Below are 14,978 nucleotides of genomic sequence, written 5' to 3'. Positions count from 1 at the left end.
GGGCGAGCGTGTGCTACTTCGCCTCGCCCATCAGCCGCTTCGCCAGCAAGAGCTTGAACGCTCCGAAGCCGACCAGCCCGACCATCGCGGTCCCGGCGTGGAACAGCCAGAACTGGGTCGTCGGCATCGTCTGGAACCATGTGCCGATCTTGCCCACGGCCAGGTTGGCGCCGAAGAACGCGAGATAATAGATCCCCACGATCGAGGCGTTCAGCGCGCGCGGGGCGAGTCGGGTGAACAAGGCCAGACTCACCGGCAGCAGGTGCGAGAACCCGATCGAATTGAGCAGGTGGAACATCACCGGCCAGAACAGGCCGATCTTGCCCGTCCCCTGTGTCGCCGCGGCCATGTAAAGGCACAGTGCGCCGCCGGTGATGAACGCGCAGCCCAGGATCATCTTGCCCAGTTCGTCCGGTTCGCGCCGGGTGCGCTTGCCGATGAACGCCCAGAATGCGGCCACCGCCACCAGCATTGAGAAGCTGAGCGTCGCATCGAGGGTAATCATCCAGCTCGTCGGCAGGGTGGTGCCGAGGAACGTCAGCTGGAACTGCTGGTCGGCCCAGACGAGATAGGCGTTGAAGATCTGCTGGTTGGTAAGGAGCGCCAGCCCCATGATCGGCACCAGCATGAGGACGGCGACGAGGCGCAAACCGTCGCCCGGCTCGAACTTCGCGCGGGGCTCTGTCGACCGGGCGGACCGGGGCGTCTCGGCGGGTAGCCAGGGGCGGGCGCGCAAGTAGATCAGCAGACCCGCCACCATCACCACGCCGGCGCAGCCGAAGCCCCAGTGCCAGCCGACTTTCTCGCCCAGCGTGCCCGAAATGAGGGGCGCCGCGATCACCGAGACGTTGATGAAGATGTAGAAGATCTGGAACGCCATGGCGCGGCGGATGTCGGTGGGGCCGTAGAGTTCGCCCACCTGGCTCGCGATGTTGCCCTTGAACAGGCCGACACCGACGACGAGCGAACCGAGCGCGAGCAGGAACGCGCCCTCGAAGGCCATCAGGAAGTGGCCCAGGGACATGACCAGCGCGCCCGCGATCAACGCGGCGCGGCGGCCCAGCAGCAGGTCGGCGAGCAATCCGCCCAGGATCGGCGTGAGATAGACGAGTGCGGTGTAGAGACCGAAGATCTCGGAGGCGAGCGGCTGGCCCTCCAGACCGGAGAACAAATGGACCTTGATCCATTCCAGCCCGATCACACTTTCCTGTCGGCCGGGCAGCAGCAGGTAGTTGACCATGTAGAGCGTCAGCAGCGTCTGCATCGAGTAGTAGGAGAAGCGCTCGCAACCCTCGACCACGCCGAGGTAGCCGAGCCCTTTCGGGTGGCCGAGAAATGCGCGATCATCGTGGGTGGCCTGCTCGGGAAAGTCGAGTTCGGGGGTCGCTTCGGCTGCTGTCATGGATGAGGGCCCGTAATTATCTTGTCTTCGCGCGCAATCGTGGTGCGTGACAGAGCAATGTCACGTCGAAACACCGTCGTCAATTTCGGCATGGTGAAGGCAAGCGGAAAGGCGGCAGGCTCCGATAAAGCCTGCCGCCTCCGGTGCGCCCCGGGGGTTTCGCGCGGGACGCAGCGGCCCCCCGGCCGCGCCATGAGGCGGGATTTCAGGAAACCATGTCGGAAACGGGTAGAACGGCAAGCGCGTTCCCGTTGCCGGGGGCTTCGTCCCTCGCAGGCAACGGGGCACCGCTTCCGCCCCGATCGGGAGGATCAGCGCGCCAATTCCTCGTCGAGGAAAGCGGCGACGTCGTCGAGCGAGACCTGCTTGTCGAGATAGGTCTGGCCGATGCCCTTGAGCAGCAGGAAGGGCAAGGTGCCCGCGTCCATCTTCTTGTCGTGCAGCATGTGCCGCACGAGGCCGGCACCGTCGCAGTCCATGCCGAGCGCGCGAAGGCTTGCGGGCAGGCCCACGTCGGCGATGTGGCGGGCGACATGCTCGGCGGTGGCGCGCGGCATCAGCCCGGCCCGCGCGGAGTAGCGCGCCGCCAGTACCATGCCCAGCGCCACCGCCTCGCCATGCAGCAGGCGTTGCGAGAAGCCCGTCTCGGCCTCCAGCGCGTGGCCGAAGGTGTGGCCCAGGTTCAGCAGGGCGCGGCGGCCGGTGGTCTCGAATTCGTCCTCGGCGACGATTCGTGCCTTCGCCGCCACCGAATGCGCCACCGCGTATTCGCGCAGGGCGCCGTCGCCGGCGATCATCCGTCCGGCATTGGCATCGCACCAGGCGAAGAAGTCTGCGTCGTCGATCAGGCCGTACTTCACGACTTCGGCATAGCCCGCCAGCAACTCACGCGTCGGCAGGGTTTCCAGCACCGCGAGGTCGGCCAGCACCAGCGCCGGCTGGTGGAACGCGCCGACGAGGTTCTTGCCGGCCGGGGTATTGATGGCGGTCTTGCCGCCCACGCTCGAATCGACCTGGGCGAGCAGGGTGGTAGGCACCTGGATGAAGTTGCAACCGCGCTTGAGTACCGAAGCGCAGAAGCCGGTAAGATCGCCGATGACGCCGCCACCCAGCGCAATGACGTGGTCGCCCCGCTCGACCTCGAGGCCGAGCAGCCAGTTCACCGTGGCGGCCAGTTCGTCCCAGGACTTGGTCGCCTCGCCGGGAGGGAGAATGCGCCAGTGCGGCTCGTGACCGTTGTCGCGCAGGCTGGCCTCGACGACCGGGCCCCAGGCGGCATGGACGTTGGCGTCGGTTACGATCGGCACCCCCTGCTTGCGCAGCTTGCCTCGGCAGTGCGGTACCAGTTCGGCCAGAAGCCCGGCGCCGACGCGCACTTCGTAAGGCCGCGAAGCGATGTCGACACGAATCACAGCCATTGTGAAATTCCCTGGAGGACCTTGTTGATCGTCTGCATGTGGGGCCCGCTGCCGCTGGTGACGTGGATGGAAGCCTGGGCGTAGTGCACCGCGCGATCCTGGCGCAGCCGCGCAAGGATCTCGTGCGGGTCGCCACCGCGCAGGAGCGGGCGGTTGTGGTTGCGGGCGGTACGCTCCACGAGGGTCTCGACCTCGCTGTCGAGCCAGACGGTGATCGCCTTTTCGAGGATCAGCGCGCGGGTCTCGGCATTGCAGAAGGCGCCGCCGCCGGTGGCGATGACGATTCGGCCCTTCCGGCTTTCGCTGTCGGCAAGCAGCCGGGCGATCACCCGGCGCTCGCCGTCGCGGAAGTAGTCTTCGCCGTAAGTGTCGAAGATTTCCGGGATCGTCATCTGCGCGGACCGTTCGATCTCGTCGTCGGCATCCACGAACGGGCAGTCCAGCAGGGTCGACAGCCGCTTGCCCACGCTCGACTTGCCGACACCCATCATGCCGACCAGCACGATCGGGCGATCGATGCGGCGGCCGAGCGCCGCTATTTCCTGCGCGGAAAACCGGGTCTGTTGAACGTCCATTGCTCGATTGCCTATAGTTGCGCTAGGTCCCAGCGCAAGCATGTGAAGGAAGACGAGTGACGATCATGATGCGCAGGCGCAGGCTTGCAGGAGCAATCGCCATCGCCGTCCCGATTGCCGCCGTCGCCCTGGGGCTCGCCGCCTGGAACGACGCGGGCAGGCAGCCCGTGCAGGACCAGACGATCGCGGTGCCGCTGCCGCAAGCTGGGCCGGAGCAGTCGAAGTGAGGGCGGTCCATCTATTCGCCGGTGCGGCTCTGGCGCTGACCTCGGCGTGGGTCGCGGCGCAGGATGCGCCCGAATCGTTGCTTCCCAAGATGTTCGACGAGCCCGCCCCGGCACCCTCGCGCGCCGCGCCGCGGCCGGCGACGCCGCGCCCCGCCGCGCCGAGCAGTGCGGCCCCCGCGCCGCGTTCGGAATCCACCCCGGTGGTGCAGGCCATTCCGAGCGGCACGCCGCAGGTCCCCGTCCTCGCAGCCGCACAGCAGCAGGACGACGGCACGCTCAAGCGCATCCCCTCGCTCGAGGAGCTGGAACGGATGTCGCCCGAGGATTTCGAGGCGCTGCTGGGCGCCAAGGTCGTGATCGACATGCCCGACCAGGCCCGCCGCTCCATCGATCAGGCCGGCCTCCTCGACGAGAGCGAGGGCGGGTTGCGCCAGGATTCGCTGGCGATCCAGAACGCTCGGCTGATCCAGGTCGCGTTGTCGGGCAACCGGGGCATGCTCGTCTCGCGCTGGGGGCATATCCTGTTGCGCCGTGCGCTGGCCTCGCGCCTGCAACCGCCAAGAGGCATGAGCGCGCAGGACTTCCTGGCGCTGCGCGTCTCGCTGCTGCTGCGCATGGGCGAAACCGACGCCGCGCGCGCCGTGCTGCAGGACATGGACATCGCCGACTACACCCCGGCGATCGGCTCGGTGGTGCTCGACGTCTACGCCAGGAATGCGGACTTTACCGGCATGTGCCCCGTCATGGCGACGCAGGGCTCGCTGCGCGAAGACCCCGAGTGGGCTCTATCGCGCACCATCTGTGAGGCGTTCCGGGGCAATTCCACCGCGGCGATCTCCAAGCTGGAGCGTGATCGCAATCGCGGGACGATGGACCAGATCGACGTGCTGCTCGCGCAGAAGTACGCGGGCGCGGCCGGCAAGTCGCGCCGCGCCGTGACGATCGAGTGGGACAAGGTCACCGGCCTGACGCCCTGGCGCTACGGCCTGGCGATCGGGACCGGGCTGGAGCCGCCGACGGCGCTGATCGCCAATGCGGGTCCGTCCTATGATTACGTGACCGCGCTGGCGCCGATGGTCGGCCTCGCCCGGCGGGCGGCGGCGGCGGATCGCGCGGCGGCGGCGGGGGTGCTGTCGAACACGGCGATGGTCGACCTCTATTCGCAGATCTACGCGGACCCCGACGTCACCGGCGAATGGCAGGACCGCGCCGAATCCTTGCGCGATGCCTATACCCAGGAAGACGCCTCAGCACGGATTGCGGCGATGACAGCGCTGTGGGACGCGACCGGGCCGGCCAAGTATGCGCGCCAGGTCCTGACGGCCGCCGCCGCCGCGCGGGTGGCGCCCAGTGCCGATCTCGTCGACAGTGCACCTGCGCTGATCGCCTCGATGCTGTCGGCCGGATACGATGCCAATGCCTTGCGCTGGTCCACCGTGGTCAACGCCGGTTCGCGCGGCTGGGGCTTGCTGGTGTTGGCCGCGCCGGGCCGGGTCTCTGGCGTCGATACCGGCAATATCGATAGTTACGTCGACGACGACGACAGCACGAACAAGCGTCGTTCGGCGTTCCTCGTGGCGGGCCTTGCAGGGCTGGGCCGGGTCGACGACGGCGTTGCCGAGCGAGTTTCCGCCGACACCGGCGCGGGCATCGCCGGCACGTCGCGCTGGACCCAGGCGATCGACAGCGCGGCGCAGCGCGGCGATGCCGCCAGCGTGGTGCTGCTCGCCGGCTTCGGCATGCAGGGCGACGACTGGCAGCGCATGACCCCGCGCTACCTGTTCCACATCGTGTCTGCCCTGCGCCAGGTCGGCCTTGACGCCGAGGCGAGGATGATCGCCGCCGAGGCCGTGGCGCGGGTCTGAGGGTGGCGGGCAGGGCGTTTCGGCCAAGCATCGTCCCGGGCTCGCCCCGGGACCCGGGACAAGGCCGCGCCCACTTTTATCGGGACGCCACGTAGCGGTGCCCCACGGCAAGCTCCCGCCTCAAGAGTACGCTGCGGTCCCGGATCAGGTGCGGGACCACGGTATGCCGTTTTCCCCGGCCCGGCCGGGCCTCCGCTCACGGGGGCGGCATGCCCGTTGACACCGACCTGCCGGAGCGCTTCCTCTCGATGCTGGCGGCCGAGCGTGGTGCCGCGGCGAATACCCTGGCCGCCTACCGCCGCGATCTCGAAGCAGCCCGCGAAGTCCTGGGCGACGTTGCGAGCGCGGATACCAAGGCACTCGAAGGCCTGGGCTCGGCGTGGAGCGGTCTGGCCGCATCCAGCCTCGCACGGCGCTGTTCCGCACTGCGCCAGTTCTACGGCTTCCTGATCGACGAGGGCCTGCGTGCCGACGATCCCTCTGGCGCCTTGCCCCGCCCGCGCGCCCGTCGTCCGCTGCCGCGCCTGCTGAGCCACGAGGAAGTCGAACGCTTCATCGCCACCGCAGACGACGAAGCCGCCGCAGGACGGCCCGAAGCGGTGCGGCTGCTGGCGCTGCTCGAACTGCTCTACGGCTCGGGCCTGCGCGCGACGGAGCTGGTCTCGCTGCCGCTGGCGGCGGTGCCGCGCGATGCGCCGTTCCTGCACGTCACCGGCAAGGGCGGCCAGCAGCGCATGGTGCCGGTGAGCACGCGGGCGGCGGCGGTGCTTTCGCGCTGGCTCGCGGTTCGCAAGAGTGCCTCGCGCTTCCTTTTCCCCTCGCGCGGGGCCAGCGGCCACCTCACGCGGGTGCGGCTGTTCCAGCTCCTGCGCGAACTGGCCGCCCGCGCCGACATCGACCCGGAACGCGTATCGCCCCACGTCCTGCGCCATGCCTTTGCGACGCACCTGCTCGAAGGAGGCGCGGACTTGCGCGTGCTGCAGATGTTGCTCGGTCATGCAGATATCGCCACGACCCAAATCTACACCCATGTCGACAGCGCGCGGCTGGTCGCGCTGGTGAATTCGCGCCATCCGCTGGCAGGGGGCAAGGTGGTCTGAGGGCGTTCGGAACAAGGCGCTCTCCGTCCCGTTTTCGACTCGGGAAGAAGACTTGAAAGACAACGCGGAACGGTCACTTCCGCGCAAGAAAGGGACGGACATGGGCATCGATTCGAAACGCATGCTGCGATCCACTGCCGCGCTCGGCGTGCTGGGTCTGCTGGTGGCCATGCAGGGCGCCGCGCCGCTGGAGGCGCAAAGTGCCAAGGCACCACGGGTCTACGCGATCAGTGCCAGCGACAAGGCACAAGGGGCCAAGGCCCACCCGGACCTGCTTACCGAGTTCGGCGGCGCGGTCACCGGCACCCAGGCGAGCTATGTCGAGCAGGTGGGCAAGCGGATCGCGGTGCAGTCCGGCCTGTCGAACGCTACGGGAGACTTCACGGTGACGCTGCTCAATTCGCCGGTGAACAACGCTTTCGCGATCCCCGGCGGCTACGTCTACGTGACGCGGCAACTGACGGCGCTGATGAACAACGAGGCCGAACTGGCCGGCGTGCTCGGGCACGAAGTCGGCCACGTCGCGGCCCGGCACTCGGCGCAGCGGCAGAAGGCGGCGCAGCGTAACCAGATCATCGGCGTGCTCGGCTCGATCCTGTCCAGTGCGGTGCTGGGCGACAATGCCTTCGGGCAGCTCGGCCAGAAGGTCTTCACGCAAGGCTCGCAACTGCTGACGCTCAAGTTCTCGCGTTCGCAGGAACTTCAGGCGGACCAGCTGGGCATCACCTACCTCAAGCGCGCCGGCTACGATCCGCGCGCGATGGCAAGCGTGCTGGAAAGCCTCGCGCGGCAGAACGCCCTGGAAGCGCAACTGCGTGGCGGCACCAGCCAGACGCCCGAATGGGCCTCGACCCACCCCGACCCTGCGTCGCGTGTGCGCACGGCGCTTACCTACGCGGGCAATTCCGCGGCGGGGGCGACGAATCGCGATACGTTCCTGACCCGAATCGACGGGCTGGTCTATGGCGACGATCCCAAGCAGGGCGTCGTAGACGGGCGCAAGTTCACTCATCCAGTCCTGCGTTTCGCCTTCGACGCGCCGGACGGCTTCTTCATGGTCAACGGCAGCAGCGCGGTGTCGATCAGCGGCACGGCGGGCAAGGCGCAATTTTCGGGAGGAAAGCTCTCGGGCGGCCTCGATTCCTACATCAACACCGTGTTCGCCGGGCTGACCGAATCAAACCAGGCGCGAATCACGCCCTCTAGCATCGAGAAGACCACCGTGAACGGCATCCCCGCCGCCTATGGCGTTGCGCGCGTGCAGAGTTCGAGCGGAGCGGTCGACGTCGTCGTCTTCGCCTACGACTTCGGCAACGGGCAGGCCTATCACTTCGTGACGCTCGTTCAGGCGGGCGGGGCGGACGTGTTCACGCCGATGTTCCGTTCGCTGCGACGCATTTCGGCCGCCGATGCGGGCAGCGTGAAGCCGCGTTTGCTCGACGTGGTGACGGTAAGGGCCGGGGACACCGTGCAGTCGCTGGCAGCGAAGATGGCCTACACCGATGCCAAGGTCGACCGTTTCCTTGTGCTCAACGGGCTCCAGGCCAATGCCGCGCTGACGCCGGGCCAGAAAGTGAAGATCGTCACTTACTGAAATCGGCCGATGCGGCCTTGAAAATGCGCTCTGTCACGCATTTTCAAACGGTCTCTCACGTCCATTGCGTAATGGATCGCAAACAAACGAAAAAGGGCGGCAGGTTTCCCTGCCGCCCCAATTCGTAGTAATTGCCGTAGTCAGGCTATTACTTGATGCCTTCAGACATCTTCGACGAAGTCTTGTCGAAGGTCGACATCAGCTGCGAACCCATACCCTGCATGGCGGCAATGGCGGCAACGGCGATCAGAGCGGCGATCAGGCCGTACTCGATGGCGGTGGCACCCTTTTCATTACGGCGCAGCTTGGCGAGAAACTTCATGAATTGTCTCCTGATAAAGCAGTCTAGTGTACCCGGTCCGCCTCGCTTCAGTCTCTCTTCTGCGCCTTGGACAATTTGTTCTCTACAGTGCAATCGTTGACAAAGGTTTAAGCTTGTTTGCCCTCAGTTCGCGGTCGCTGCCTTGGAGGACTTCTCGGCGACGTCGGACCACATCTGCACGGTCTGGCTGGCCATCGCCTGGAGGGCGATCAGCATGACCAGGACAATGAAGGCGAGGATCAGCCCGTACTCGACCGAGGACGTGGCGACCTCGTCCCTGGTGATCTTCGAAAGGATGCTATGAAGCCGCATGTTCACCGTAGAGTTCGCCCGAGTGAACGCCGCAATCGCACCGCGGCGTTAAATTGCCTTTAAGCAGGAGGATAGACTGCAGGAAATCCTGACACCCATGCTGGTCGTTGCCGTGGCGCTGGTCGACGGCTCCGGCACGGTACTTATGCAGCAACGTCATTTCGATGCGGTACACGGCGGCCTATGGGAGTTTCCTGGAGGAAAGGTCGAGCCTGGCGAGACGCCCGAGGACGCCGTCGTGCGCGAACTGGCGGAGGAGCTGGGCATCGTGGTCGATGCGGAGGCCCTCGAGACTGTGGGATTTGCCAGCGGGCAGACCGTTCCGCGCGAAAAGGGCGGGAAGGGGCCGTCGCGTCCGCTGGTCATACTCCTTTACGCCTGCCGTGTCTGGCAGGGAACGCCCGCCGCGCTGGAGGCTGCCGATCTCGCGTGGCTGGTTCCGGGGGCGATCGGCGACCTTGCCATGCCGCCGCTAGACTATCCGCTTGCCGAGGCGCTTTGCCGGCACCTTTGACGCGATGAGCGGATAATCTTGCAGGAAGGCGATATAGGCGTTGACCGCACCCGATTCCCTTCCTAAAGGGCCACCTCCAACGCGCCCGTAGCTCAGCTGGATAGAGCATCAGACTACGAATCTGAGGGTCGGACGTTCGAATCGTTCCGGGCGCACCACTCCCCTTTCAGGGGTTTCCGTGGTGTAGTTGGTATAGTGATGGTCATGTGCGCCCGTAGCTCAGCTGGATAGAGCATCAGACTACGAATCTGAGGGTCGGACGTTCGAATCGTTCCGGGCGCACCACCATCACCATGCAAGACCCCGCCACTGGCGGGTTTTTTCGTATCCGGGCCGGCTCAAAGAAAACCCGAACGCAAGAAGGGCCGGGAAGCCGACGTTCAAGTCGGTCCCGGCCCTTGCGATTCCCGCGCCTGGGCGCGGAAATTACGAAGTTACTGTTCGGTGCCTTCGGTCGCGGCGGTCGTGCCGCCGGCGGCTGCACCGGCCTCGGTGCTGGCCTGGGCGGAGCCCGCAGCCTGGGTCGCCTTGGCGAAGTCGGCGGCGGTCATGCCCAGTGCGAGCGAACCATCGGCGGCAAGGCCGATGTACGACTTCTTGAGCGCGGCGGCGGAGCCGTTGCTCAGCGCCACGGTCACGTCTTCGCCAACTACCTTGGTGACGGTGCCGATGACCACGCCGTCGCTGCTCTTGATCGGGGCATCCGCAACGATCTTGGCATCCTTGGCAGCGCCGTTCTCGGCCTGTGCGCCGTTCACGGCGGCTTCCAACTGGGCCTTGTTCATGCCGATGGTGAGACCCTTCTCGCGCGAGACGAAGGCGCTCTTGGGAAGTCCGGCGCGGGCGGTGCCGGTAGAAACCGTCACGATGTCGCCGGCGACCGATTCGACGGTTCCGACTTCGCCGCCTTCCGCGTCGAAGACCTTTGCGCCAACGGTTGGTGCAGCCGCGGCGGCTGCCGGAGTTGCTGCTTCCTGGGCCATGACGGCGGCAGGCATGAGGCTGGCGGTGGCGATCGCGGCGGCAATGAGCGTTTTCTTCATAGCGTACTCCTTCTTGGCGGGACCGTGGGAGGGCGGTCCCGGGACAAGCCCCCTGTCGGGGCGCGAAAGGCTGTCCGGGCTGCAACGCGCGTCCGGACCTTGGACCCCGGCCTGCCGTCACGTGGCATTTTCGCACGAAAGCAGGCGAGGTAACCGATGGGTATAAGTCCCAAATGCATCGCCGGGTGAACGGTTGCTCATGCGAGGGGCGAGTCGACCGATATGCGCGGCGAACGGCCCTCCGCTCTATGGAAAATGGCGGATTTCGGTCGCTGTGCGATCAGAAGCGGACCGCCAGAAGAGAATCGCCGTGCGTCGCGAGGCCTGCGCTACGGGCAAAAGGGAACATATCGGGCCTTCACGGCTTGATCGCGCGTGGTGGAAGCTCCAGCAAGGTCGACGATGGAACAGCATGCGGGAGAGGGCGCGCTCGCGCAGGCGAACCCTCGCGAAAACGAGGTCGGAGACGACTACGACGAGGGCGTTTCGCCCTCGGTCTGGCGCTATGCGAAAGCGAGGCGGGCCTATGTCGTCATCGACGCCGCGGATTACTTCGAGGTGATCCGCGAAGTCATGGACGAGGCGCGCCAGCGCATCTTCATGATCGGCTGGGATTTCGATTCCCGCATCCTGCTCTCGTCTGGCAGGCGCTGGTGGCAGCGCGGGCGGCGGCGCAAATTCCCGGCGCGGCTCGGCTCCTACATGCTTTGGCTGGTCAGGCGGAAGCCGGGGCTCGAGATACTGCTGCTGAAATGGAACTTCGCCATGGTGAAGTACCTGTTCCGCGGCACAATGCTGTTCGACGTGGCGCGCTGGGCGGCCCATCCGCGTATCGACTTCAAGTTCGATTCCGCTCACCCGGTCGGTTGCAGTCACCACCAGAAGATCGTGGTGGTCGACGACGTCGTCGCGGCCTGCGGCGGCATCGACATGACGTCCGACCGCTGGGACACCCCCGACCATGTCCCGCAGGACCCGCGACGCCGTCGCCCCACCGGCCGCCTCTACGGTCCCTGGCACGACGTCACCATGCTGCTGGAGGGCGAAGTCGCCGCGGCCCTCGGCGAACTGGGGCGAGAGCGGTGGAAGGTCGCGGGCGGGGACGACCTTGCCCCGTGCCGCCCGCAGCAGGAATCGCCCTGGCCCGACGGGCTCCGCGCCGAGTTCGAGAACGTGGAGATCGGCATCGCCCGCACTCGCGCCGAACACGAAGGCTGCCCGCAGGTCTCGGAGATCGAGCAGCTCTTCGTCGAGCAGATCCGCCGGGCCAGGCGCTTCATCTATGCCGAGACGCAGTACTTCGCCTCACGGGCCATCGCCGAGGCCGTCTGCGAGCGCCTCGCAGAGGACGATCCGCCCGAGTTTCTCATCATGAACCCGCGCGAGGCCGACGGGTGGCTGGAACAGAAGGCGATGGATACCGCGCGAGTCGAACTGGTCGAGGCCTTGCAGGAAGCGGACCATCGCGGGCGCTTCCGAATCTTCAACCCGATGGCCGCCGATGGCACGCCGATCTACGTCCACGCCAAGCTGATGATCGTCGACGACGAGATCCTGCGCGTCGGTTCGGCGAACATGAACAATAGATCGATGGGGCTGGACAGCGAGTGCGACGTCTTCATCGACATGGCCCGTCCGGGCAACGCCGGGATCGGTCCGGCGATCACCGCCTTGCGCCTGCGCCTCCTGGCCGAGCACTGCGGCATTCCCGAAGCGGAAGTGGAAGCGGGGATCGGGCGGCACGGCTCGATGGCGGGAATGATCGATGCCTTGAATCACGCTACCCCGCGCACCGGCAAATATTGCGAGCCCTTGCCCTTGAAACAGTTGTCGGAAGCTGAAAGAGCGCTGGGCAAGAGCGGGGTTCTCGATCCGGAACGCCCCGGCGAAATGTTCGAGCCCATCGAGCGGCGGGGGTTGTTCCGGCGCAAGGGACGGCTGATGCGCATGCGCCTGATGAAGACGCTGAGAAGGAGCAAGAGGGATGAGCAGTCTGGTCGGTCCCGATGAGGACGATCCCATGGACGGCGCGCTGGGCAAGCCTGCCGTGCCCGGGCACGTACAGGACGCCATCCGCACCCTGATCGAGTGGGCGGGGGACGATCCCTCGCGCGAGGGCTTGGTCGACACCCCCAAGCGCGTCGCGCGCGCCTGGCTGGAATATTGCCAGGGCTACAAGGAGGACCCGGCGGTCCACCTTGCCCGCGTGTTCGAGGAAGTGGGGGGCTACGACGAGGTCGTGCTGCTCAAGGACATCCCGTTCCAGTCGCATTGCGAACACCACATGGCGCCGATCATCGGCAAGGCGGCAATCGCCTACCTGCCGCGCAACCACGTCGTGGGTATCTCGAAGCTCGCGCGGGTGCTCCACGGTTTCGCGCGCCGGTTGCAGATCCAGGAGCGCCTGACGGCCGAAGTCGCGCAGTGCATCTGGGAGCACCTCAAGCCCCAGGGCGTCGCCGTGGTGATCGAGGCCAACCACGCCTGCATGACCGCGCGCGGCGTGCGCACCCCGGGAGTGGGCATGATTACCAGCCGCATGATGGGCACCTTCCTCGAGGACGAGCGTTCCCGCAAGGAGGTGCTCAGCCTGATGGGCTACTGATCGACGGGAGAGTCGGCATGGGACAGGCGCAGGTTCAGGAGGGCGGATGCCGCTGCGGGCGTGTGCGCTTCCGCCTGACCGCGCCTCCCTTGATCGAGAGCCTGTGCCACTGCTCGGGCTGCAAGCGCATGACCGCCAGCGCTTTCTCGACCACGATCTCGGTGCCTACCGAAGGTTTCGAGCTTATCTCGGGTGATCCCGAGATCGGCGGCCTTCACGGCGACGAGGCGCGCCATCACCATTGTCCCTGGTGCAAGTCATGGGTGTTCACGGAGGTGGACCCGGCCATGGGCTTCGTGAACGTGCGCGCCACGCTGCTGGACGATCCGCGCGCGTTTTCGCCTTATGTCGAGATGCAGGCGGCGGAGAAGCTGCCATGGGTCGAGACGCGGGTTGAGCGCAGCTACCACAGATTTCCCGAACTCGACGAATATCCGGGACTCATCGCCGAATATGCGCAGTGGCGGGCAGGGCGTTAGCAACCGATCCGTAGTCTTCGTTCACAAGGCGCTTGAACCTCGCCCCGGCTGCGGCAAAAGGCGGGTCGATCCGGGGCGTACAGGTAGATTGCAGTGCAAGGTCGCGTTGACGATGACGGCAAGGTGAAGCGCGGCTTGCGCCTGGAGCATCTGCTCGCGCTGGTCCCGGCGGGAATGCTGCTGGCGTTGCTGCTGCGCACGGTCTGGGACGTTGACATCTTCTGGCAGCTCAAGCTGGGCGAGCTGATCCTCGACCACCGGGGGCCCGTGACGCGCGAGCCTTTCTCGGCGCTGCATCTGGGAGAGCCGTTGCCGACGGTCGCATGGGCCGGGCAGGCGGCGATGGCGTTCGTCCGGCGGATCGGCGGATGGAACCTGCTGCGGGTGGTCGACGCGCTGTGCTGGCTGGGCGGTTTCTGGACCGTAGCCGTGGCCTGCCGCAGGCGCGGGGCGCCGATGCCGGCGGTGATGTTCGCGCTGCTGCTGGCGTTTCTTGCCGCGCTGCCCACCGCCAGCATTCGGCCGCAGAGCTTCGCATGCCTGTGCTTTGGCCTGTTGCTCGCACTCCAGCGCCTAGGCCTCAAGCCAATGCCGACGATCGCGCTGGGCGTGCCGTTGCTGGTCGCCTGGCAGAACCTGCATCCATCGGTGAGCGTGGGGGTGCTCGCGATGGGGCTCGTCGCCCTGCCGGGCTGGATTGCGTGGCTGCTCGACCACCGCCGCCCCGTGCCGCTGGCGCCGACGGTCCTGGCGCTTGCCGGCATCGCGGCGATCTTCGCAACGCCCGACGGCGGATCGATCCTCCATACCTCCGCCGTCAATGCCGAGGCGAGCATGGCCATCGGCGCGAGCGAATGGATGCCCTTGTGGATCGCCGCCAACCATTCGAACGCCGTGCCGGTCGTGGTGGTTGCGCTGCTGGCCCTGAGGCTGGTCCTGCGCCATCGCTCGCGGGTGGATGCGGGGGAACTGGCGGTCGCGATCGGGTTGCTGCTGCTGACGCTGACGGCCTATCGCTTCGTCCTGTTCTGGGCCGTGGCGATGGTCCCGGTGATCGCCCGCGCCGCCGGGGACGCCGAACGCGAACCTGTGCGCACTCCCGCGACGGTGCTGATGCCGATCCTTCTCGTCGCCGTGCTCGCGCCGTTGCTGGCGCCTACGCGCTTCGCTCCGACGCTGCCGCGCGCGGCGCTGGAGCGGCTTCGGCACGAGGGGCTGCGCGGCACCGTCTATGGCGACTTCCCGTTCGGGGGAGCGATCATCGACGCCGGCTATCCGGCCTGGCGCGTCGCCTACGACGGGCGCTACTACCGCTATTCGCGTCAGGAATGGCAGTACAACGGCGGCATCGAGAACGGCATCGTCCCGCTGGTCGACGTGATCGCCAAGTGGCACCCGGCCGCCTTCGTGCTCGACGCAAACCACAATGCGCCGCTGGCGGGGGAACTCGCCCGCAGCCGCAACTGGCGCTGCATCTGGGCACGCGACGGCATCGTCGTCTACGTGCGGCGATCCCGGTGAT

15 protein-coding genes and 2 tRNA genes are annotated in these 14,978 nt (G+C 66.7%); 11 read left to right on the top strand and 6 right to left on the bottom strand.

Annotated elements, in window-relative coordinates:
- Positions 1-13: 13 nt before the first annotated feature.
- The 3 genes from ACFFDA_RS15920 to ACFFDA_RS15910 all read right to left on the bottom strand — a co-directional run bounded on the left by ACFFDA_RS15920 (position 14) and on the right by ACFFDA_RS15910 (position 3,395).
- The gene (locus ACFFDA_RS15920) at positions 14-1,402 is read right to left on the bottom strand and encodes a peptide MFS transporter (RefSeq protein WP_404481665.1); all 1,389 of its coding nucleotides are present in this window, start codon (positions 1,400-1,402) and stop codon (positions 14-16) included.
- 311 nt (positions 1,403-1,713) lie between these two features.
- Positions 1,714-2,820 carry a 3-dehydroquinate synthase gene (gene aroB / locus ACFFDA_RS15915; protein ID WP_404481663.1) on the bottom strand — a complete coding sequence of 369 codons (1,107 nt, stop codon included), beginning with the start codon at positions 2,818-2,820 and terminating at the stop codon, positions 1,714-1,716.
- Positions 2,811-3,395: a shikimate kinase gene (locus ACFFDA_RS15910; RefSeq protein ID WP_404481661.1), complete on the bottom strand. Its 585-nt coding sequence runs from the start codon at positions 3,393-3,395 to the stop codon at positions 2,811-2,813. The genes aroB and ACFFDA_RS15910 overlap by 10 nt, the downstream gene beginning before the upstream one ends.
- A gap of 65 nt (positions 3,396-3,460) precedes the next feature.
- Between ACFFDA_RS15910 and ACFFDA_RS15905 the strand changes: the two genes are divergently transcribed.
- From ACFFDA_RS15905 to ACFFDA_RS15890, 4 genes are all read left to right on the top strand, one after another.
- A complete protein-coding gene (locus tag ACFFDA_RS15905; RefSeq protein WP_404481660.1) occupies positions 3,461-3,622 on the top strand; it encodes a hypothetical protein in 162 nt (53 codons plus the stop codon).
- The gene (locus ACFFDA_RS15900; RefSeq protein WP_404481658.1) at positions 3,619-5,487 is read left to right on the top strand and encodes a hypothetical protein; all 1,869 of its coding nucleotides are present in this window, start codon (positions 3,619-3,621) and stop codon (positions 5,485-5,487) included. The genes ACFFDA_RS15905 and ACFFDA_RS15900 overlap by 4 nt, the downstream gene beginning before the upstream one ends.
- A gap of 209 nt (positions 5,488-5,696) precedes the next feature.
- Positions 5,697-6,587 carry a tyrosine recombinase gene (locus ACFFDA_RS15895; RefSeq protein ID WP_404481656.1) on the top strand — a complete coding sequence of 297 codons (891 nt, stop codon included), beginning with the start codon at positions 5,697-5,699 and terminating at the stop codon, positions 6,585-6,587.
- A gap of 100 nt (positions 6,588-6,687) precedes the next feature.
- Complete coding sequence (locus ACFFDA_RS15890; protein ID WP_404481655.1) at positions 6,688-8,181, top strand: M48 family metalloprotease; 1,494 nt, start codon at positions 6,688-6,690, stop codon at positions 8,179-8,181.
- Positions 8,182-8,329: 148 nt separating this feature from the next.
- On the opposite strand, the gene ACFFDA_RS15885 is transcribed toward ACFFDA_RS15890, so the two are convergent.
- Positions 8,330-8,503: a Flp family type IVb pilin gene (locus tag ACFFDA_RS15885; protein ID WP_404481653.1), complete on the bottom strand. Its 174-nt coding sequence runs from the start codon at positions 8,501-8,503 to the stop codon at positions 8,330-8,332.
- A 123-nt stretch (positions 8,504-8,626) separates the two neighbouring features.
- Positions 8,627-8,815: a Flp family type IVb pilin gene (locus ACFFDA_RS15880; protein ID WP_404482768.1), complete on the bottom strand. Its 189-nt coding sequence runs from the start codon at positions 8,813-8,815 to the stop codon at positions 8,627-8,629.
- A 97-nt stretch (positions 8,816-8,912) separates the two neighbouring features.
- On the opposite strand from ACFFDA_RS15880, the gene ACFFDA_RS15875 reads away from it, so the two are divergent.
- From ACFFDA_RS15875 to ACFFDA_RS15865, 3 genes are all read left to right on the top strand, one after another.
- Positions 8,913-9,329, top strand: a complete 417-nt coding sequence (locus tag ACFFDA_RS15875; protein ID WP_404481651.1) for a (deoxy)nucleoside triphosphate pyrophosphohydrolase — start codon at positions 8,913-8,915, stop codon at positions 9,327-9,329.
- Positions 9,330-9,410: 81 nt separating this feature from the next.
- Positions 9,411-9,487, top strand: a tRNA-Arg gene (locus tag ACFFDA_RS15870).
- 50 nt (positions 9,488-9,537) lie between these two features.
- Positions 9,538-9,614, top strand: a tRNA-Arg gene (locus ACFFDA_RS15865).
- Between the two features lie 149 nt (positions 9,615-9,763).
- On the opposite strand, the gene ACFFDA_RS15860 is transcribed toward ACFFDA_RS15865, so the two are convergent.
- The gene (locus ACFFDA_RS15860) at positions 9,764-10,372 is read right to left on the bottom strand and encodes a hypothetical protein (protein WP_404481648.1); all 609 of its coding nucleotides are present in this window, start codon (positions 10,370-10,372) and stop codon (positions 9,764-9,766) included.
- Between the two features lie 402 nt (positions 10,373-10,774).
- Here ACFFDA_RS15860 and ACFFDA_RS15855 point away from each other — a divergent pair, with 402 nt between their 5' ends.
- The 4 genes from ACFFDA_RS15855 (at position 10,775) to ACFFDA_RS15840 (ending at position 14,977) form a co-directional block, all read left to right on the top strand.
- Complete coding sequence (locus ACFFDA_RS15855; protein WP_404481646.1) at positions 10,775-12,382, top strand: phospholipase D-like domain-containing protein; 1,608 nt, start codon at positions 10,775-10,777, stop codon at positions 12,380-12,382.
- A complete protein-coding gene (folE, locus tag ACFFDA_RS15850) occupies positions 12,357-12,977 on the top strand; it encodes a GTP cyclohydrolase I FolE (RefSeq protein WP_404481644.1) in 621 nt (206 codons plus the stop codon). The genes ACFFDA_RS15855 and folE overlap by 26 nt, the downstream gene beginning before the upstream one ends.
- Positions 12,978-12,994: 17 nt before the next feature.
- Complete coding sequence (locus ACFFDA_RS15845; RefSeq protein ID WP_404481642.1) at positions 12,995-13,456, top strand: GFA family protein; 462 nt, start codon at positions 12,995-12,997, stop codon at positions 13,454-13,456.
- A gap of 93 nt (positions 13,457-13,549) precedes the next feature.
- Complete coding sequence (locus ACFFDA_RS15840; RefSeq protein ID WP_404481640.1) at positions 13,550-14,977, top strand: hypothetical protein; 1,428 nt, start codon at positions 13,550-13,552, stop codon at positions 14,975-14,977.
- Position 14,978: the final 1 nt, after the last annotated feature.

The sequence above is a fragment of the Novosphingobium sp. BL-52-GroH genome (assembly GCF_044813085.1).
Taxonomy (GTDB): Bacteria; Pseudomonadota; Alphaproteobacteria; order Sphingomonadales; family Sphingomonadaceae; genus Novosphingobium.
This window is presented reverse-complemented; position numbering and strand designations above follow the sequence as displayed.